This is a genomic window from uncultured Martelella sp. (assembly GCF_963677965.2).
GTDB classification, from domain to species: Bacteria; Pseudomonadota; Alphaproteobacteria; order Rhizobiales; family Rhizobiaceae; genus Martelella; species Martelella mangrovi.
The window spans coordinates 3650056-3669678 of sequence record NZ_CAXXFM010000001.1; the positions used below are offsets into that span (position 1 = coordinate 3650056).

General features: G+C 59.6%; 14 protein-coding genes. 7 read left to right on the forward strand and 7 right to left on the reverse strand.

Annotated features, from left to right (window positions below; genetic code table 11):
- Nucleotides 1–256: 256 nt before the first annotated feature.
- Nucleotides 257–1126: an ATP-binding protein gene (locus ACHZCU_RS17035; protein WP_319519693.1), complete on the reverse strand. Its 870-nt coding sequence runs from the start codon at nucleotides 1124–1126 to the stop codon at nucleotides 257–259.
- A 219-nt stretch (nucleotides 1127–1345) separates the two neighbouring features.
- Between ACHZCU_RS17035 and yajC the strand changes: the two genes are divergently transcribed.
- The 5 genes from yajC to ACHZCU_RS17060 all read left to right on the forward strand — a co-directional run bounded on the left by yajC (nucleotide 1346) and on the right by ACHZCU_RS17060 (nucleotide 6276).
- Entirely contained in the window at nucleotides 1346–1696 is a 351-nt protein-coding gene (gene yajC / locus ACHZCU_RS17040; protein WP_106302072.1) for a preprotein translocase subunit YajC, read from the forward strand.
- Nucleotides 1697–1866: 170 nt separating this feature from the next.
- A complete protein-coding gene (secDF, locus tag ACHZCU_RS17045) occupies nucleotides 1867–4431 on the forward strand; it encodes a protein translocase subunit SecDF (protein ID WP_319519694.1) in 2565 nt (854 codons plus the stop codon).
- A gap of 4 nt (nucleotides 4432–4435) precedes the next feature.
- The gene (locus ACHZCU_RS17050) at nucleotides 4436–4822 is read left to right on the forward strand and encodes an Mth938-like domain-containing protein (protein WP_106301090.1); all 387 of its coding nucleotides are present in this window, start codon (nucleotides 4436–4438) and stop codon (nucleotides 4820–4822) included.
- A gap of 51 nt (nucleotides 4823–4873) precedes the next feature.
- Nucleotides 4874–5725 (forward strand): phytoene/squalene synthase family protein, encoded by an 852-nt coding sequence (locus ACHZCU_RS17055; protein WP_319519695.1) that lies wholly within the window; start codon nucleotides 4874–4876, stop codon nucleotides 5723–5725.
- Nucleotides 5726–5853: 128 nt separating this feature from the next.
- The gene (locus ACHZCU_RS17060) at nucleotides 5854–6276 is read left to right on the forward strand and encodes a hypothetical protein (RefSeq protein ID WP_106301084.1); all 423 of its coding nucleotides are present in this window, start codon (nucleotides 5854–5856) and stop codon (nucleotides 6274–6276) included.
- Nucleotides 6277–6293: 17 nt separating this feature from the next.
- Here the strand turns inward: ACHZCU_RS17060 and trmFO are convergent, their stop codons facing one another.
- A complete protein-coding gene (trmFO, locus tag ACHZCU_RS17065) occupies nucleotides 6294–7706 on the reverse strand; it encodes a methylenetetrahydrofolate--tRNA-(uracil(54)-C(5))-methyltransferase (FADH(2)-oxidizing) TrmFO (RefSeq protein WP_319519696.1) in 1413 nt (470 codons plus the stop codon).
- A gap of 440 nt (nucleotides 7707–8146) precedes the next feature.
- On the opposite strand from trmFO, the gene ACHZCU_RS17070 reads away from it, so the two are divergent.
- Nucleotides 8147–10546: a phosphoketolase family protein gene (locus ACHZCU_RS17070; protein WP_319519697.1), complete on the forward strand. Its 2400-nt coding sequence runs from the start codon at nucleotides 8147–8149 to the stop codon at nucleotides 10544–10546.
- A gap of 69 nt (nucleotides 10547–10615) precedes the next feature.
- Nucleotides 10616–11830, forward strand: a complete 1215-nt coding sequence (locus ACHZCU_RS17075; protein WP_106301074.1) for an acetate/propionate family kinase — start codon at nucleotides 10616–10618, stop codon at nucleotides 11828–11830.
- 301 nt (nucleotides 11831–12131) lie between these two features.
- On the opposite strand, the gene ACHZCU_RS17080 is transcribed toward ACHZCU_RS17075, so the two are convergent.
- From ACHZCU_RS17080 to ACHZCU_RS17100, 5 genes are all read right to left on the reverse strand, one after another.
- Nucleotides 12132–13487 (reverse strand): alpha-glucosidase/alpha-galactosidase, encoded by a 1356-nt coding sequence (locus tag ACHZCU_RS17080; RefSeq protein ID WP_319519698.1) that lies wholly within the window; start codon nucleotides 13485–13487, stop codon nucleotides 12132–12134.
- 17 nt (nucleotides 13488–13504) lie between these two features.
- Nucleotides 13505–15175, reverse strand: a complete 1671-nt coding sequence (locus ACHZCU_RS17085; RefSeq protein WP_319519699.1) for an ABC transporter ATP-binding protein — start codon at nucleotides 15173–15175, stop codon at nucleotides 13505–13507.
- 16 nt (nucleotides 15176–15191) lie between these two features.
- Nucleotides 15192–16316 (reverse strand): ABC transporter permease, encoded by a 1125-nt coding sequence (locus tag ACHZCU_RS17090; protein ID WP_319519700.1) that lies wholly within the window; start codon nucleotides 16314–16316, stop codon nucleotides 15192–15194.
- Nucleotides 16313–17326 (reverse strand): ABC transporter permease, encoded by a 1014-nt coding sequence (locus ACHZCU_RS17095; RefSeq protein WP_106301062.1) that lies wholly within the window; start codon nucleotides 17324–17326, stop codon nucleotides 16313–16315. Before ACHZCU_RS17095 ends, ACHZCU_RS17090 begins: the two co-directional genes overlap by 4 nt.
- A 190-nt stretch (nucleotides 17327–17516) precedes the next feature.
- Nucleotides 17517–19613 (reverse strand): ABC transporter substrate-binding protein, encoded by a 2097-nt coding sequence (locus ACHZCU_RS17100; RefSeq protein ID WP_319519701.1) that lies wholly within the window; start codon nucleotides 19611–19613, stop codon nucleotides 17517–17519.
- Nucleotides 19614–19623: the final 10 nt, after the last annotated feature.

Below are 19623 nucleotides of genomic sequence, written 5' to 3' on the forward strand. Positions count from 1 at the left end.
GAGGATCTAACCACCGCTCAGCACGAGCGGCGTTGGTGGTCCGTAATGATTTGTTTGAAATTGACTTTTTACCCGATACGCTTGTCGCGTTCATGCGTGCTTAGACCCTCGGGTCAAGCCCGAGGGTGACGAAGGAGAGCGGGGCGAGCTTTGTCAGCAGTCTGGGGCAGGCCTTTCCGGCCTGCCTTTGCGTCTGCATTGTCTCCAGCCCGTGCTCTCATTCTAGAACAAGCGCCAATGGCTTCCTCCCGGCCACTCAAAGCGACAGATGCTTCCTCTGGCGGCCGGCGATATCCTGCACGAACTGCCATGCAACCCGGCCTGAACGGCCGCCGCGGGTGGTTGCCCAGGTGAGGGCTTCGGCGTGCAGTTCGTCGGCATCCCCATCCAGTTTGAAATGGGCGGCATAGCCGTCGATCATGGCGAGGTAGTCGTCCTGGCTGCATTTGTGGAAGCCGAGCCACAGGCCGAAACGGTCGGACAGCGAGACCTTTTCCTCGGTCGCCTCCGACGGATTGATGGCGGTAGAGCGCTCGTTTTCGATCATGTCGCGCGGCATCAGATGCCGGCGGTTTGAGGTGGCGTAAAGCAGGACATTGTCCGGCCGGCCCTCGACGCCGCCATCCAGCGCCGCCTTCAGCGATTTATAGGCAGCGTCGTCGTGATCGAAGGAAAGGTCGTCGGTAAACAGCAGGAACCGGTATGGCGAAGCCTTGAGGATGTCGAGAAGGTCGCCAAGCGAACCGATATCTTCTCGGTAGAGTTCCACCAGCTTCAGCTTGATCGCCGGATTCGTCACGATTTCGGCATGGATCGCCTTGACCAGCGATGATTTGCCCATGCCGCGCGCGCCCCACAGCAGCGCATTGTTGGCGGGAAAGCCTTCGGCAAAACGCAGGGTGTTGTCATAGAGAATGTCGCGCACGTGATCGACGCCGTGGATCAGAGACAGGGTGACGCGGCTCGGCTTGCCGACCGGCGCGAGGTAGCGGGCCTCCGGTTTCCAGACAAAACAGTCGGCAGCATCGAGGTCGCTTTCGCGTGCCGGGGTTGGCCCCATGCGTTCCAGCGCATCGGCGAGTCTTCTGACTTCCGCGATCAGCGCATCGGTGGATTTTTTTCCCAATTTCTACTCCCTTGATTTCGAAAAGCAGTCTTTTGGGCACACAGCTTTTCGGTTTTTGCCGCCCTTGCAAGGTCGAAATGCTGGTAAAAAGGTCGCTTCACCCCAAAAAGCACGCTTGTTTTTGCCGCTATTGTTGCATTGAACTGGCCTCCGACTATATACCGGCGACACATCCGAGGGGCGTGAGCCCCGTTTATGGTTTGAGGAGTTTTGAACGACATGTTTAGCACGGCTTATGCCCAGGCAGCGGGCGGCGCAGGCGCGATGGGATCGGGTCTCGAAATGATCTTCCTGTTCGTGCCTCTGATGGCGATCTGGTACTTCCTGTTGATCCGCCCGCAGCGCCGCCAGGCCAAGAAGCGCCAGGAAACGCTGGCTGCCATTCGCCGCGGCGATCAGGTGGTCACAGGCGGCGGTATCGTCGGCAAGGTGACCAAGGTTGTCGATGACAGCGAGCTGGAAGTCGAGATCGCCGAAGGTGTCCGCACCCGGATCATGCGCAGCTATGTGTCCGATGTTCGCGTCAAGGGCGAGCCGGTCAAGACTGAAGACGCCAAGTCAAAAAGCTGATGAGACTGCAAACGGTCCGGTGTCGCCCTGAAAAAGGCGGGATTGGGCCGGATTTGCATTGGTGCATGCACTGCCGGGACTGACCGTGCCGGTTGATGGGCTGACAAACAGACGGGGCGATGCCTGAAGGGTGTCGCCTGCTTCGTGAAAACCGACGAACCGAGACCTTCATGCTGTATTTTTCCCGTTGGAAGACCTTATTCATCTGGCTTGTTGTGGTGCTGGGGGTGGTGATTGCCGTTCCGAACCTGTTCAGCGACCAGCAGCTGGCAAAACTTCCCGGATGGATGCCGGACAGCAAGGTCACCCTCGGTCTCGACCTGCAGGGCGGTTCCTACATCATGCTTCAGGTCGATCGTTCCGACATTGTCACCGATCGCCTGAATACGCTGGTTGACGATGTTCGCGCCGATCTGCGCGAGGCGCAGGTGCGCTACACCGGTCTTTCCGGTTCGGGCGAGACGGCACAGGTGCGCATCACCGATCCCGATCAGTATGCCGCCGCCGAAGAGGCGCTTATGCCTCTGGCCGAAACCGTGAATGCCGGGACGCTCAACGGCGGCACGTTTCAGGAAGTCAGTATTTCCGACGACGAAAACGGTCTGATCCAGCTTTCGCTCACGGAAGCCGGTATCGACTATCGCATGCGCTCGGCCGTGCAGCAGTCGATCGAGGTTATCCGCCGGCGTGTCGACGAGCTCGGCACCACCGAGCCGCTGATCCAGCGACAGGGCGATGACCGCATCATCGTTCAGGTGCCCGGTCTCGATGATCCGCAGCGTTTGAAGGCGCTTTTGAACAAGACCGCCAAGCTGACCTTCCATATGGTCGATACCACGGTTAACGCGCAGGACGCCATCGAAGGCCGGCCGCCGGCAGGCGACGAAGTGCTCTATTCGATGGATGATCCGCCGGTTCCCTATGTGATCGAAAAGCGGGCGCTGATTTCCGGTGAGGATCTGGTCGACGCCAAGGCGGCCTTCGACCAGCGTACCAATGAACCGGTCGTCAACTTCCGTTTCGATTCGCGCGGGGCCCAGCGGTTTGCCCAGGCAACCCAGCAGAATGTCGGCCGGCCTTTTGCCATCGTGCTCGACGATCAGATCGTCTCGGCGCCGGTGATCAACGAGCCGATCCTTGGTGGTTCGGGCCAGATTTCCGGTAATTTCTCGGTCCAGGGCGCTAACGACCTTGCCGTGCTGCTGCGCGCCGGTGCGCTGCCGGCCACGCTGACGGTGGTCGAGGAACGCACCGTCGGGCCGAGCCTTGGTGCCGACTCGATCCGTGCCGGTGTTCTCGCTTCGGTGATCGGTGCGGCCCTTGTCGTCATCTTCATGGTCGCGTTTTATGGCATGTTCGGCGTGGTCGCGAATATCGCGCTGTTCTTCAACATCGTGCTGCTGATCGCGCTCCTGAGCATTATCGGCGCGACACTGACGCTTCCCGGTATTGCCGGTATCGTGCTGACCATCGGTATGGCGGTCGACTCGAACGTTCTGATCTATGAGCGCATCCGCGAAGAGCGGCGGCGCAATGGCCGCAGTGTCGTTCAGGCCGTTGATTCCGGTTTCCGTCGGGCATTCGCAACCATTATCGACGCCAACCTGACCACGCTGATTGCGGCCGTGATCCTGTTTTTCCTCGGTTCCGGTCCGGTGCGCGGTTTTGCGATCACGCTGGCCATCGGTATCCTGACCACGATCTTCAGCGCCTTCTATCTGACCCGCTTCATGATTTCCGAATGGGTCCGTCGCCGCCGTCCGAAAGAACTGCCGAAGGGCATTCGCACGGGCATGTTCGACGGCATCAATTTCTCCTTCATGAATTTCCGCAGGATTTCGTTCATCACGTCGGCGGTTCTCGTTGTTGCCTCCGTCATCGGTTTCGGAACCCATGGCATGAATCTCGGCATCGATTTCACCGGCGGCTCGGTCGTGCAGGTGGAATCGAAATCGGGCCCGGCAGACATCAGCCAGATCCGTACAGACCTGAACGGCCTGAATATCGGCGCTGTGCAGGCGCAGGGGTTCGGGTCCGACAAGGATGTACTGATCCGGATTCAGGCGCAGGATGGCGGCGCCAATGCCGAACAGAGTGCGATTTCCAAAATCCGCAGTACACTGGAAAACAGCTATGATTTCGTCCGCGTCGAAGTTGTCGGCCCGGTTGTTTCCGGCGAGCTGTCACGCTCTGCGACCATTGGCGTTCTGGCCTCGCTGATCGCGATCCTGATCTATATCTGGTTCCGCTTCGAATGGCAGTTTGCCGTCGGCGCGATCATCGCGACCGCGCATGACGTGCTGTTGACCATCGGTATCTTCGTGCTGACGGGGGTCGAGTTCAATCTCACCAGTATTGCCGCGGTGCTGACGATCGTCGGTTATTCGCTGAACGATACGGTGGTGGTCTATGACCGCGTACGCGAGAATCTGAGGCGGTATCAGAAGATGCCGCTGCCGGAGTTGCTCGACATCTCGATCAACCATACCCTGTCGCGAACCATCCTGACCGCGTTGACGACATTGCTTGCACTGGCCGCACTTTATCTGTTCGGCGGTGAGGTGATCCGGTCCTTCACCTTCGCGATGCTGTTCGGCGTGGCGATCGGCACCTATTCGTCGATCTATATCGCAGCGCCGATCCTGATCGCCTTCAAGCTGCGGCCCGATACATTCCAGAAGAGGGATGCGGAGAAAGACGCGCCGGAAGAACGCGGAACCGTGACGGGAATCTGATCCAATGGCGCGTGGCATCGAAATCCGCGAGGCGCATTTTCCCGGGACCGCGCCGATTGACACCTACGGCAATGGCGGGTTCCGCTTTGCCGACATGTCACATCGCGGATCGCTGCTGTGCGTGCCGTCCGGCATTCACGGCTGGGATGTGACCACGCCGGAGGAGATGACGATATCCGCGTTCGAGCGGGTGCTGGATCAGGCTGACGAGATCGAGGTTCTGCTGGTTGGAACCGGTCTCGACATGGTGATCCTGCCCAAGCCCCTGCGTGAGGCTCTGCGCGCGAAGAAGATCGTTGCTGATCCGATGAATACCGGCGCTGCGGTCAGGACCTATAATATCCTGCTTGGAGAATCGCGTGCCGTTGCCGCGGCGCTGATTGCCGTGTGAAAAAGCGGGCCGTTTTGTTTCACGGACTTGCAGAACACTGGAGCATGTGTCGTGGCGGATCACGCCGAAACTGAAGGATTGCTGCTGTCCGAACTGCGTGAAGCGGATCGTGACCGTTATCTGGCAGCGTTGCTTTCGCCGGCCGACCGGCGCGGTGCGCTTGCAGCACTTTATGTGTTCAATGCCGAGCTTGCGCGTGTGCGCGAACGGGTCAGCGAGCCGCTGCCGGGCGAGGTGAGGCTGCAATACTGGCGCGATCTTCTCGAAGGCGCCGGTCACGGTTCGACCGAGGCGAACCCGACGGCCTCGGCGTTGCTTGCGGCCATCGACAACTTCCATCTGCCGCGCGAGCCGCTGATCCGCATGACCGAAGCGCGGATTTTCGATCTTTATGACGATCCGATGGGCACGACTTCGGAATTCGAAGGCTATGCCGGTGAAACCGCCTCGGCCCTGATCCAGCTTGCGAGCCTCGTGCTGGACCCGAAGGCTGCGGCAACCCATGCAGACGCCGCCGGTCATGCCGGTGTTGCGCAGGCTGTTGCCGGATCGCTGCTGCTGTTGCCGCGCCACAGGACTGCCGGACAGGTATTCGTGCCGACCGAAATTCTGGCGGCCACGGGGCTGGATCGGGAAAGCTTTCTGATTGCCAGCGACCGTGCGCGAGTCGGCAATGCGATCCGCGCTTTTGCGTCCTTCGGCCGGTCGCATCTGGCGAAATTCAGGGAAACCGGCCGTATTGCAAAAACACTTGCACCGGCATATCTGCCTATGTCAGTCTGTGAGAACATTCTTGTAAAGGCTGAAAAACTGGGTGAAGCTATCCTCGAAGAAGAGATACGGCCGGCCCAGTGGAAGAGGCAGCTCCTGATGATGCGCTCTTTACTGTTTCGCAAAATTTGATGAGCATGCTCACGCTGAAATATCGGATCTAAGGCCTGTTTCCCGGCCAGTTTCGCGGAATTCACCCTTTGGATTCGTTTATGCAGTCGCGATTATTTGCGTGCCGCATCAGGAGAGGAAGGGCGTGAATGGAAACTTGGGTCTGGCTTCTGATCGCTGTGGCCGTCGCCATTGCTGCTTACTACATTTTCGGACGCGCGAAGGCGCAAAAACCGGATGATGAATTCTCGGTAGACGAGGCCAATGGATGGGCCAGCCGCGAATTCAGCCGCAGTTATCCCGATTCGAATGTCGCCGCGGTCATTGGCGATACCGAGATCGAGACCTTCTTTCTCAGACTGTCGGACGGCAAGGTCGGGATTTATCGCTCCCGGCGCGGCAAGGGCCAGGCCATCATCGTCAGTCAGAGCGATTATCGTCTGCGCGCGCTGCCGGAGGCCAATGGCCTGCAGGTGGATTACCCCGAAAACGATTTCTTCAGCGGAAATTATCATTTCCGCAGCGAGCAGGATGCCGCGGACGTTTCAACCTGGATGCTGAACGCCCGCTGACAAGGGGAGGGCCGGCGTCAGCCGTCGACCCAGGTTTTGCAGGCCTCCAGCGCGCGTTTGGCCACAAGCTGCTTCTTTACCGATGATTTGGCTTTCCCGCGCGGCCGCTTGCCGGTCTCGGGATCGATCAGCGCGCCGGGTTCCAGCTCGGGGAACAGGCCGAAATTGACGTTCATCGGCTGAAACGAGCGCTTTCCGCCTTCTTCTTCATGGGCAATGTGCCCGCCGGTGACGTGGCCGAGCAGGGCGCCGAGCGCGGTTTCCGGCGGCGGTGCCACCGGGGCCTGCCCAAGCCGTTCCGCTGCGGCGAATCGCCCGGCGAGAAGGCCGATGCTGGCGCTTTCCACATAGCCCTCGCAGCCGGTGATCTGTCCGGCAAACCTGAGACCCGGCCGCCCCTTGAGCGTCAGCGTAGCGTCGAGCAGCGTCGGCGAGTTCAGATAGGTATTGCGGTGCAGGCCGCCGAGGCGGGCGAACTCCGCTTCCTGAAGGCCGGGAATCATCTTCAGCACGTCCTTCTGGGCGCCGTAGCGCAGCTTGGTCTGAAACCCGACCATGTTGTAGAGCGTGCCGAGTGCGTTATCCTGACGAAGCTGCACCACCGCATAGGGCTTTTCGTCCGGCTTGTGGGCATTGGTCAGGCCCATGGGCTTCATCGGGCCGTGGCGCAGTGTTTCGCGGCCGCGTTCGGCCATCACCTCGATTGGCAGGCAGCCATCGAAATAGGGCGTGCCTTCCCATTCCTTGAAATCGGTCTTGTCGCCGGCAATCAGCGCATCGATGAAGGCGTTGTATTCTGCCTCGTTCATCGGGCAGTTGATATAGTCCTTGCCCGTGCCGCCGGGGCCGACCTTGTCGTAGCGCGACTGGTACCAGCAGATATCCATGTCGACCGTGTCACGGTAGACGATGGGTGCGATGGCATCGAAAAAGGCAAGTGCTTCCTTGCCGGTGTTCGCGCTGATCGCTTCGGCAAGGGCAGGGGCCGTCAGCGGTCCGGTGGCGATGATGGCCTGGTCCCAGTCTTCCGGCGGCAGCGCCGTGACTTCCTCGCGCACGATGGTGACCAGCGGATGAGCGGCAAGCTTTTCGCTCACAGCGTCGGAAAACCCGACGCGGTCGACGGCCAGCGCGCCGCCGGCGGGCACCTGATGGGCATCGGCTGAGGCCATGATCAGCGAATTTGCCATGCGCATTTCGGCATGGATGACGCCGACGGCATTGCTGGTGGCATCATCGGAGCGGAACGAGTTGGAGCAGACCAGTTCGGCAAGCCCATCGGTCTTGTGTGCCGCCGTTTCGCGGACGCCGCGCATTTCGTGTAAGATCACCGGAACGCCGCGATTGGCGATCTGCCATGCCGCTTCGGAGCCGGCAAGGCCGCCGCCGATGACGTGAACGGGTTTGGGAGAGGTGCTGGTATCGGACATTGTCGTTCAAACCGGAAGGTTGGCCGGATGCTGATCACGGCGTGTTTCATACGATTGCGCGGCAGCGTAAAGCCGCCGGAGCCTGCTTTGCAAATGCCAGATCGGCGGCGTGCCGTCGAGAGTGGATCGCAGATTTACGGCTTTTCGTGCTTTCGTCGAAATTTTTTCGCCATGCCAAACGTTTGTCACGGTTGACGCTATAAAATTGGGCAGAGAAAATTTACAAACGTCAAGCCTTTGAAAGTGCTGAAACAAAAGTTATGTCATAGTGGGCGCTTACATTTACCGTCCCGCTGAGCTGGCGAAATCCTTCGGATCAGATGGCCGTAAAAAGCGATCCGTGGCGCTCCGGTTGATTTAGGTCATGTGATCTCAAACCGGTACGAGGGATATAGCAAATCGATTTAAACGCCAATTTGATTTCGAAAAGGGGAATCGACATGGAACAGATCACGCCTGATAGCACCCAGAATATTCTGGGGCCGGAAGAACTGGATCTGACGAATAGATACTGGCAGGCGGCCAATTACCTGTCGGTTGGTCAGATCTATCTGATGAACAACCCCCTGCTGAAGGAACCGCTCGAGGAAGAAGACGTCAAGCCGCGCCTGCTCGGCCACTGGGGCACGACCCCCGGACTGAACTTCATCTATGTCCACCTGAACCGCATCATCAAGAAATACGAGGCCAGCACGATCTATATTTGCGGCCCCGGTCATGGTGGTCCCGGTCTCGTTGCCAATGCCTATCTCGACGGCACCTATACCGAAATCTATCCGGAAATCACCGAAGACGAAGAGGGCATGCAGAAGCTGTTCAAGCAGTTCTCGTTCCCCGGTGGCATCCCGAGCCACGTCGCACCGGAAACGCCCGGATCGATCCATGAAGGCGGCGAACTGGGTTATGCGCTCGTTCATGCCTTCGGTGCAGCCTACGACAATCCCGACCTGATCGTTGCCTGCGTTGTCGGTGACGGTGAAGCCGAAACCGGTCCGCTTGCCGCTTCGTGGCATTCGAACAAGTTCCTGAACCCGATCAATGACGGCGCGGTTCTGCCGATCCTGCACCTGAACGGCTACAAGATTGCCAATCCGACGGTTCTTTCGCGCATGAGCAAGAAGGACCTGACCGACCTGTTCCAGGGCTATGGCTACGAGCCCTTCTACGTGGAAGGCGATGAGCCGGAATACATGCATCAGCGCATGGCCGAGGTCATGGAGGATTGCTACACGCGCATCCGCGAAATTCAGGAGGCTGCCCGCGCCGAAGGCACGGTCTACGAAATGCCGCGCTGGCCGATGATCATCCTCAGGAGCCCGAAGGGCTGGACCGGTCCGAAATTCGTGGACAACAAGAAGGTTGAAGACTTCTGGCGTTCGCACCAGGTTCCGATCTCGGCAGCCCGCCAGAACGCCGATCACAGAAGCCAGCTCGAAGACTGGATGAAGAGCTACGCCCCGGAAAAGCTGTTCGATGAAAACGGCAAGCTGGTTCCCGAGCTGAAGGCGCTTGCGCCGGAAGGCAATCTGCGCATGAGCGCAAACCCGCATACCAATGGCGGGCTGCTGCGCAAGGAACTGGTCATGCCCGACTTCCGCCAGCTGGCGGTCGACGTAAGCCAGCCGGGCGCCGTAATGACCTCGGCCACCAAGCATCTTGGCATGCTGCTGCGTGAGGTCATGCGTCTGAATGCCGACGAACGCAACTTCCGCCTGATGGGCCCGGACGAAACCGCTTCGAACCGCCTGCAGGATGTGTTCGACGTGACCGATCGCGTCTGGATGGCCGACATTCTCGACTATGACGAAGGTGTTGCCCGCGACGGCCGTGTCATGGAAGTTCTGAGTGAACATCTGTGCCAGGGTTGGCTGGAAGGCTACCTGCTGACGGGCCGCCACGGTCTGTTCTCGTGCTACGAGGCCTTCATCCACATCATCGACTCGATGTTCAACCAGCACGCAAAATGGTTGAAAACCACGCAGGATATGGCGTGGCGCAAGCCGATCTCGTCGCTGAACTACCTTCTGACCTCGCATGTATGGCGTCAGGACCACAATGGCTTCAGCCACCAGGATCCGGGCTTCATCGACCACGTCGTCAACAAGAAGGCCGACGTCGTCCGCACCTACTTCCCGCCGGATGCCAACACGCTTCTGGTTGTCGGTGACCACATTCTGAAGACCTATAACCGCGTCAACGTCATCGTTGCCGGCAAGCAGCCGCAGCCGCAATGGCTGTCGATCGAAGAAGCGATCGTGCATTGCGATACCGGCCTTGGCGAATGGAAGTGGGCCAGCAATGTGCCGGATGGCGAAGAGCCCGATGTGGTGATGGCTTCGGCCGGTGACGTTCCGACCCTGGAAATGATGGCCGCTGTCGACATTCTTCGTCAGAAGCTGCCGGAAATGAAGGTCAAGGTTGTCAACGTCGTCGACCTGATGGCTCTGCAGCCGAAGGAAGAACATCCGCACGGCCTGCGCGATGCCGACTTCGATGCACTGTTCACCGACAACAAGCCGGTCATCTTCGCCTATCACGGTTATCCCTGGCTCATTCACCGCCTGGCCTACCGCCGTCACAACCACAACAACATCCACGTTCGTGGGTATGTTGAAGAGGGAACGACGACGACGCCGTTCGACATGGTTGTCCAAAACCGTCTCGACCGCTACCATCTGGCCATGGATGCGATTGAACGTGCCGGTGGATTTGGTGAAAGAGGTGCAGCCGCATTGAACTATCTCAAGGAAATGCGCGCAAAACACCACGATTATGTCCGCGAGCATGGTCAAGACATGCCGGAGATTCTCGATTGGAAATGGCCTTATCCCAAGGGCTGATCCAAATTAACGAAGCCTGCGCACCGCCACCTCCCAGGGCGGTGCGCACACCATTTCTGGATAGCGATTATGAATGGCACAGTACTGGCATTGAATGCCGGATCATCCAGCCTCAAATTCCGACTTTACGAAGTTGATGGCGATATTTTCACTCTTGTCCTGCGCGGACAGTTTGACGGCGTAAACGAAAATCCCCGCCTTGTTGTCAAGGAAGCCGGCGGCAAGGAAATCTGCAATATGGACCTCGAGATCGGGGAACACATGCAGGAAGACATGCTCGAGCGGATTTTCGGCGTCATCAAGCCCTACACGGTCAACAAACCGCTTCAGGCGGTCGGGCACAGGGTGCTCCACGGCGGCGGTCGATTCGCCGATCCGGTTCTTCTGGACGATGAAATCGTCTCCTATCTCGAGACACTCATCCCCATGGGCCCGCTGCACCAGCCGGCCAACCTTGCCTCGATCAAGCTGTTCCGTCGCATCCGTCCCGACCTCCCGCAGGTCGCATGTTTCGACACGGCCTTCCACGTCAATATCGACGAGCGCGCCGCGCGCTATCCGATTCCGCTGGAATACGAGGCCAAGGGCTATCGCCGGTTCGGTTTCCACGGCCTGTCCTATACATACATTGCCGACCGGCTGCGCGAGATCTCGGATTATCTGGTCAAGAAGCGCACGGTCGTTGCCCATCTCGGCAGCGGTTCGTCGATGTGCGCCATGCGCAACGGCAAGGCGATCGACACGACCATGGGCCTGACGCCGCTCGGCGGCCTGATGATGGGCACACGCTCGGGCACCGTCGACCCGGGCCTGGTTTTGACGCTGATGGAGGCGGAAAACCTTTCGCCCGCCGAAATCAAGAACATGCTCTACTACAAGTCGGGTCTACTGGGCGTTTCGGGTATCTCCGGCGATCTGCGCGTGCTGATGGAAAGCGATGACCCAAACGCCAAGAAGGCAATCGACCTGTTCGTGTTCCGCGCCTGCCGTGAGCTGTCGATCATGGTCGCTACCATGGAAGGCATGGAATCGCTGGTCTTCAGTGCCGGGATCGGCGAAAACTCGCCGGTGATCCGCAAGATGATCTGCGAACGCCTCGCATGGCTTGGCGTCCAGCTCGACGATGAAGCCAACAATGCCAGTGCGGAAATCATTTCCTGCCCGGAAAGCCGCGTTGAAGTCCGCGTCATCCCGACCGACGAGGAAATCGTTCTGGCCCGCCAGACCGCCCGCGTCGTCGCCGAAGCCGTGCAGGAAGGCCGCACTGTCGCCGCCTTCGCCTGAGCCTTTGCATCAGTTCTGAAAATGGGAATGCCCGTGCGAAAGCGCGGGCATTTCGGTTTGTTGACAAGCCTTGTAAGCAAGCACAGCTTTGCCTATCTCCCCCGCCGTCATTCCGGCCTTGAGCCGGAATCTAGTAAGCGCAAGTCCTTGCGCGCAAAGACTCTTTCTGGAAGCGCACAGCAAGTGGCCCTGGATACCGGCTCAAGGCCGGTATGACGGAAGAACGAGGGACGAGCTTTTTCAGCAGTCAGGGATGCCCATGCGAAAGCGCGGGCATTTTCATTCAGGCGGACTGCTTCCGTCAGGCAGTCCGCGCCCATTCCGGGATCCAGTCGTGATGGGCGGTCAGCAGGTCGTCGACGAGTGACCAGATCTGGTCGAGGTCGAGTTCGGCGGCCGTGTGCGGGTCCATCATCGCGGCATGATAGAGATGTTCGCGGTTTTCGTTGACCAGTGCTGCCACCGTCAGTTCCTGCACATTGACGTTGGTGCGGATCAACGCTGTCAACTGCGGCGGGAGATCGCCGACATAGGTCGGCTGAATACCGGAGGCATCGACAAGGCAGGGCACTTCGGCTGCGCAGTTTTCCGGTAGCGATGTGATGCAGCCATTGTTGCGGACATTGCCGTAGATGACGGACGGCTCACCGGTCCATACCGAATTCATGATTGACGAGGCATATTCCTTGCTCTGCTCGACCTTGATCTCATCGGCCTTCTTGTATTCCTCCGCCTGATCCTTCCATTTGGCAATCTGCTCGACGCAGCGGATCGGATATTCGTCCAGCGGAATGCCGAATTTCTCGATCAGATCTTCGCGGCCTTCCTTGATGAAATAGGGGGTGTATTCGGCAAAATGCTCCGAGCTTTCGGTGACGAAGTAGCCGAGCCGTGTCAGCATTTCATAGCGCACCTTGTTGGGGCAGCGCGGGTTCCAGCCCGATGGTTTGGGGAACCGGCCCTCGCGATAGCCGCGCACGAGATCGGGATAGAGATCGCGGTAGCTGCCGTCCTTCTGGCGATGCTCGAATTTCAGGAAGAATGCCATGTGGTTGATGCCGGCCGAGCGGTAACGGATTTCCTCGTATGGAATGTCGAGGTCGCGGGCCAGTTCGCCGGCTGTGCCCTGCACCGAATGGCAAAGTCCGACCTGTTTGATCTTCGGATATTTCTCGGCAATCGCCCAGGTATTGATCGCCATCGGGTTTACATATTGCAGCATGATGGCTTCGGGGCAGACCTGCATCATGTCTTCGCAGATCGACCAGAGATGCGGCACGGTGCGCAAGCCCCGCATGATGCCGCCAATGCCAAGCGTATCGGCAATCGTCTGGCGCAGGCCGTATTTCTTCGGTACTTCGAAATCGGTGACGGTGGCCGGTTCATAGCCGCCGATCTGGAAGGCGACGACGACGAAATCCGCACCGTCCAGCGCTTCGCGCTGATTGGTGTGCGTTGTGATCACGGCTTTCGAACCGAGCGTTTTGGCAAGTTTGCCGGCGACGATCTCGCTTTCGGCAAGACGCTCCGAGTTGATGTCCATCAGCGCGATTCTTGCATCTTTCAGGGCAGGGCGCTGCAAGGCGTCGCCGATGATATTTTTCATGAAAACCGTGGAGCCGGCGCCGATGAAGGTGATCTTGGGTTGTCTTGCCATGTGGTAATTCCTCAAATTCAGGCGGCAACTTCGAACGCGGCCTTGACCAGCCGTTTCGTGTATTCTGTCTGCGGGTTTTCCAGCACATCGCGCACCGGTCCCTGTTCGACGATTCTGCCGTGCTGCATGACGCAGACACGGTGGCAGAGCGCCCGCACGACCTTCAGATCATGCGAGATGAAAAGATAGCTGAGGCCCCGTTCGCTCTGCAGCTTGCGCAGAAGTTCGATGATCTGCGCCTGCACGGAAAGATCGAGCGCCGAGGTCGGCTCATCGAGCAGAATGAACTCCGGCTCCAGCGCCACGGCGCGGGCGATGGCAATGCGCTGGCGCTGGCCGCCGGAAAATTCATGCGGAAACCGATGGGTGATGGAGCCCGGCAGACCGGCATCGACCAGCGCATCGCGCACCCGCTCGTTGCGGTCCTTGCCGGATGAGCCGATGCCGTTGACGATCAGCCCTTCCTCGATGATCTGCCCGACCGTCATGCGCGGATTAAGCGAGGAAAACGGGTCCTGAAACACGACCTGCATGCGCGAACGCAGCGGCCTGAGCTGTTCGCGGGAAAGCCCCTCGATGTGTTTGTCGTCGAAAAGCACCGTGCCGCCATCTGAATGGATCAGCCGCATCAGCGCCTGTCCGAAGGTGGTCTTCCCCGATCCGCTTTCACCGACAAGCCCCAGCGTTTCGTGCTTCCTGAGCGTGATCGACAGATCATTGACCGCGACAAGCTGGCTGTAGCTGGACTTGAAGAAGGTCCCGGTCTTCAGCGTGAAGGCGACGCGGACATCCTTGCCCTCCAGAATGGTCTGTGATCCTTCCGGCAGCGGATTGGCTTCGCCCGAGGGTTCCGAGCCGAGCAGCTTTTTCGTGTAGGGGTGCTGCGGGGTGGTGAAGAGTGCCCTGGTCGTGTTGTGCTCGCGCACCACGCCCTCGCTCATCACATAGACATAGTCCGAGAAATGCTGAACCACGGTCAGGTCGTGGGTGATCAGGATGACGGCCATGCCGAGTTCGAGCTGCAGGTCCCGGATCAGGCCGAGGATCTGCGCCTGAACCGTGACGTCAAGCGCGGTGGTGGGTTCGTCGGCGATCAGCACGTCCGGCTTGTTGGCGAGCGCCATAGCGATCATCACGCGCTGGCGCTGGCCGCCGGAGAGCTGGTGCGGATACTGTTTGAGCCGCGCCTCCGGTTCGGGGATCTGCACCTGCCGTAAAAGCTCCAGTGTCTCTTCCTCCGCCTTTTTGCGGCTGATGCGGCGATGGGTCTGGATGGCTTCGACGATCTGCGAACCGATCGTGTAGATCGGATTGAGCGAACTCATCGGCTCCTGAAAGATCATCGAAATGCGCGCGCCGCGCATCTGCCGGCGCTTCTTTTCGGAGAATTTGAGAACGTCGTCGCCGTCATAGGTGATCGTTGCGCCCTTGCCGACGCTTGCCCGCTTCGGCAGCAGCCCCATCACCGTTCTGGCGGTGACCGACTTGCCGGAGCCGCTCTCGCCGACGATGGCGATGGTTTCACCGCGGTAAAGCTGAAAGGAGACATCGCGTACGGCGTTGACCGTGCCATCCTCGACGGTGATATCGACGGCGACATTGCGGGCATCGATAATCGGCTCGCCCTGTTTTTCGTGATCGTCGCGCCGTTCGGAGGGCGCGGTGTCATGTCTGAGTTCGTCAGTCATTGAAAGCGTCTCCTTCTCAATAGGGGTCGATGGCATCGCGCAGGCCGTCGCCGAAGGCATTGAAGGCGAAAACGGTCAGAAGCACGAAGGCAACGGGCGACAGCAGCCAGGGATAGGCGCCGATCACCGAATAGTTGGAGGTATCGCGCAGCATCAGCCCCCAGGAGATCATCGGCGGTTTGACCGCAAAGCCGAGGAAACCGAGGAAGGCTTCGAGCAGCACGACCGTCGGGATGGCAAGCGTGACCGCAACGATCACATGGCTCATCACGTTCGGCAGGATATGGCGGAAGATGATGCGCTTGTCGGTGGCGCCGACGGCAATCGCCGCCCGCACATAGTCCATGCGCACCAGACCCATGGTCTTGCCGCGCACCTCACGCGACATCTGCGCCCAGCCAAGCGCCGACATCACGGCGATGACGAAGCCGAGAAACACCTTGGTCGGGGCGGTGACGGGAATGAGCGATGCCAGCGCCAGATAGAAGGGCAGTTGCGGAAAGGCGAGCACCAGTTCGACGAAGCGCTGGATCCAGGAATCCACCGGCCCGCCAAAATAGCCGGATGTCATGCCGACGGATGTGCCGACGATGGTGACGACCGTGACCACGGTGAGCGCGATCAGCAGCGAAATGCGCGAACCGTAGAGAATGCGCGACAGCACATCACGGCCGAGCTTGTCGGTGCCGAGGAAATGGATGACCGTACCATCGGTTGCGCCGATGAAATGCCGGTTGGCGGGAATGAGGCCGAACAGCTTGTAGGGCGCGCCCTTCACGAACAGGCCGATGATCTGCGGGTTGTCGTAATCCTTGCCGACGAGCGGCTGGAAGGTGACCGGGTCGAGTTCGCCGGTATCGCCCAGCGGATAGGCGCGCGGGGGAAATACGAATTCGCCGTCCTTGCCGAAGACGGTCACCATCTGCGGCGGCTGGTAGGCCTGACCGGTGACGCGGGGATCGGCCGGCGACAGGAAATCGGCGAAGATGGCGATGAACAGCAGCAAGACCACCAGGATCAGCCCCATCATGCCGGAAAACGAGCGTTTCAGCCGGCGCCAGACCAGCGCCAGATAGGTTTCGTTCTTGTTGGCGTCCGGTTCTTTGACGGTGTCGACGGTTTCAAGAATATTGTCGGTCATGCCGAAGCCCTCCCGGTCTGTCTGACGCGCGGATCAAGGGCGACAAGCAGAAGGTCGGCGATGATATTGCCGATCAGCAACATTGCCGACAGCAGCAGCATGAAGGTTGCCGTGACATAGACATCACCGACCTGCATGGAGCCGACAATTGCCGGGCCGACGGTCGGCAGCGCGAAGATGATGGCGACTTCGATTTCGCCGGTCAGCATGTAGGGCAGGACAACGCCCTGATACATGACGAGGGGATGCAGCGCATTGGGCACGGCATGGCGCATGATCACCTTGCGCTCCGAAAGTCCCTTGGCGCGCGCCGTCTCGACATATTGCATGTTCAGCGTATCGAGCAGATTGCCGCGCATGACCCGCATATTATAGGCCAGCCCGCCGAATGTCGCGATGGCGACCACCGGCCATATGTGATGCACAAGATTGGTGAACTTGCCCCATGACCAGGGCGCGCCGCCATATTGGGGAGAGAAGAAACTGCCCACTTCGTTGACGTCGAAATGGAAGACGAGAACATAGACGATGATGAGCGCCATCAGGAAGCGCGGCACCGTCATGCCGAGAAAGGCGACCCCCGACAGCGCCGTATCGATCCAGCTATATTGTCGCGTCGCCGCCACAATGCCGAAGCCGATGCCGAATATCGAGGCCAGTATGTGGCAGGTCAGCGCCAGCGCCAGCGTGCGCGGCAGCCGCTCGGCGACGACATCGGAAACCGGCTTGTTGTAGTAAAGGCTCTGGCCGAAATCGCCGTGGAAGACGATGCCCGTGATCCAGTTCACATATTGCAGGGGAAGCGGATCATCGAGGCCGTGTGATTCACGATAGGCCTGCGCCTGCCGGTCCGCCTGTTCGAAGGAGGCGCCGCCCTGGTTGATCGCCTGCGAGCGGATATAGTCGCTGTAATCGCCGGGCGGTGCCTGGATGATGGCGAAGGTCACGATGCTGAGCACGAACAGCAGCATCAGCCCCGACATGATCCGGTTGAAAAGAAATCGTGCCATTGGTCCCTGCATCCCTTTGGCGCATCATCCGGTTGATCCGGTTTTTCGATACGCGAATTCCGTTTTATAGAGCCGCATTTCGCATTCATGATGCGCGCGGCGCTCTATGATCGGGACCGGCAGCCGGGGAGAGTATCGGCTCCCGGTCCCTTGGCGTTGGCGGCGACCTTTCACGAAGGCCGCCACGCCGTCAGCCGCTGACCGGGCCGTCGGCGCCCGGTTTGCCGGGCAGGGTTTGCGGGAACAGCTGATAGTCCTGCTGCTCGTCGGTCGGCACGAACATGCGCTCGCGGATGATCGCATCTTCAGCCCAGTTGAACATGAAGATCGGCGCACCGGAGGCGACATTGTCGAGACGCTTGTTGACGATCAGCGCACCGGGGAATTCCGTCAGGCCGACCGTATCGACGTTTTGCGTCGCCACTTTCTGATACTGTTTCATCAGCTCGGTGCGTTCTTCATCATCGCTGGTGGCGATGAACTGGTTGACGATATCGACAAGCTGTTCCTCATGGGGCAGCAGGTCGAGCGTGCCATCCGGCCCCGCACGGTGATTGTGGCTGGTGCGCGGTCCGACAGGCGCCAGAGATGTCGTGCCCTGAACCACCGATGCAAGCGCCGGGGAATTGCGCAGGATCAACCAGTCGAAATCGCCGCCATAGCGCATCGATTCATACTGATTGTTCTCGATCGCATTCTGAACCACGCGCAGGCCGACCTGCTGCAACTGCCCGATCACGCCTTCGGCAAGGTTGACGTCGGTATTGTAGGCCGAGCTCACAAGCAGGACGATATTGACGTCGTCGCCATTCAGTGTGCCGGCCGGCCAGTTGACGAAGCCGTTGCCATCGGTGTCCTCAAGGCCGAGCGAGGCAAGGATTTCCTGCGCGCCTTCGGGATCATAAGGGTAATAATAGGTCGAATCCCGATCATAAAAGCTGGTGCCGGAATTAAGGCCGCCGGGATAAATCGCGGTGAAGGGGCCGCGCACGAGAGAATCGCCGAGCGCCTGGCGGTCAATCGCCATGGTCACGGCCTTGCGGAATTCGGAATTGCGGTTGAGTTCGCGCACCGCCTGCGCCCGTTCATCCGGCTCGCCCCAGCCATTGCCGGAAAGGTTCAGACGCATGTTGTAGCCGATCAGGCGCGGGCCGAAGGCGAGGCGTGCGGGGGCCTCCTCTTCAGCGGCGCGGCGCAGCGCAACGACAAAGTTTTCCGGCTGTTCGAGGTTGGAAAGGTCGGCGGAACCGGCAATCGTCTGAATGTCGCGGTCGGCCCAGGTCGAGAGCTTGTATTGCAATTCATCGATATAGGGCAGCTGATGGCCTTCCTCATCGACCTTCCAGTAATAGGGATTGCGGCGCAGCACCACGATATCGTCCGGGCGGTACTCCACCGGCGCCCACGCGCCCATGACCGGCCAGTTCAGCATTTCCGGCGGAAAGCCGTTGCGATACTCGTCATAGGTCGTATCGGCATACCGGGGGTGCTTGGTTTTCATGATATGCGCCGGGCCGGGGCAGAAATTGCCATAGGCCATGTTGAACAGATACTGGCGCGGGAAAGCCTCCGCGAAGGTCCATTCAACGGTGTAGTCGTCAAGGGCTTTCAGCGTCGTGTCAGAGCCGAAGGTCTCGCGCGATGCGCCGTTGAGCGGTGTCACATTCGGGTCGACGATATTGTCTTCCCACATGAAGATCACGTCTTCAGAGGTAAACGGCACGCCGTCGGACCACTTTGCGCCCTCGATCAGGTGCATGGTCAGCGTGTGGCCGTCTTCCGACCAGTCCCAGCTCTTGGCAAGGTTGGGCAGCGGTTCCATGTCACTGGCTTCGACCTGATAGAGCGGTGCTGTGCGCGTCAGGCATTCGAACATGCCGATGTCGATGCCGCCCCAGCCGGTGCTCTGGCCTGCCTGATAGTTCCAGCCCTCGGGCCGGCCGCCGATCACATGGCGCAGGGTTCCGCCGTAAACGCCGATACCATCGGGCATATTGCCGGTCTTGAAGACGAGCGGCTCGGCGGGAAGGCGTTCTTCCACCGGCGGCAATGTACCAGCGTCGACGAATTTTTCGGTCACCCATTCCGGCTCTGAATATGACGGCAGCGACCTGAATTCCTCGATTGCGTCGCGCGGTACATAGGTGATCTTCGATTGCGCCGGGAAATCCGGCTGCTGCGGCACGATTGTCATTTCCGAGGCCATTGCGCCGGAGACAAGTGCGAGCGTTGAAATCCCGGCAGCCAGAAAGCTGGTCAGATGCCGGGCAGCAAGGTGAGATGTCATCGTGTCGTCC

Bases quoted from the DNA above. Each gene is read 5' to 3' on its own strand.
- yajC (WP_106302072.1), top strand. From the start codon at position 1,346: ATGTTTAGCACGGCTTATGCCCAGGCAGCGGGCGGCGCAGGCGCGATG.
- secDF (WP_319519694.1), top strand. From the start codon at position 1,867: ATGCTGTATTTTTCCCGTTGGAAGACCTTATTCATCTGGCTTGTTGTG.
- ACHZCU_RS17050 (WP_106301090.1), top strand. From the start codon at position 4,436: ATGGCGCGTGGCATCGAAATCCGCGAGGCGCATTTTCCCGGGACCGCG.
- ACHZCU_RS17060 (WP_106301084.1), top strand. From the start codon at position 5,854: ATGGAAACTTGGGTCTGGCTTCTGATCGCTGTGGCCGTCGCCATTGCT.
- trmFO (WP_319519696.1), bottom strand. From the start codon at position 7,706: ATGTCCGATACCAGCACCTCTCCCAAACCCGTTCACGTCATCGGCGGC.
- ACHZCU_RS17070 (WP_319519697.1), top strand. From the start codon at position 8,147: ATGGAACAGATCACGCCTGATAGCACCCAGAATATTCTGGGGCCGGAA.
- ACHZCU_RS17075 (WP_106301074.1), top strand. From the start codon at position 10,616: ATGAATGGCACAGTACTGGCATTGAATGCCGGATCATCCAGCCTCAAA.
- ACHZCU_RS17080 (WP_319519698.1), bottom strand. From the start codon at position 13,487: ATGGCAAGACAACCCAAGATCACCTTCATCGGCGCCGGCTCCACGGTT.
- ACHZCU_RS17085 (WP_319519699.1), bottom strand. From the start codon at position 15,175: ATGACTGACGAACTCAGACATGACACCGCGCCCTCCGAACGGCGCGAC.
- ACHZCU_RS17090 (WP_319519700.1), bottom strand. From the start codon at position 16,316: ATGACCGACAATATTCTTGAAACCGTCGACACCGTCAAAGAACCGGAC.
- ACHZCU_RS17095 (WP_106301062.1), bottom strand. From the start codon at position 17,326: ATGGCACGATTTCTTTTCAACCGGATCATGTCGGGGCTGATGCTGCTG.
- ACHZCU_RS17100 (WP_319519701.1), bottom strand. From the start codon at position 19,613: ATGACATCTCACCTTGCTGCCCGGCATCTGACCAGCTTTCTGGCTGCC.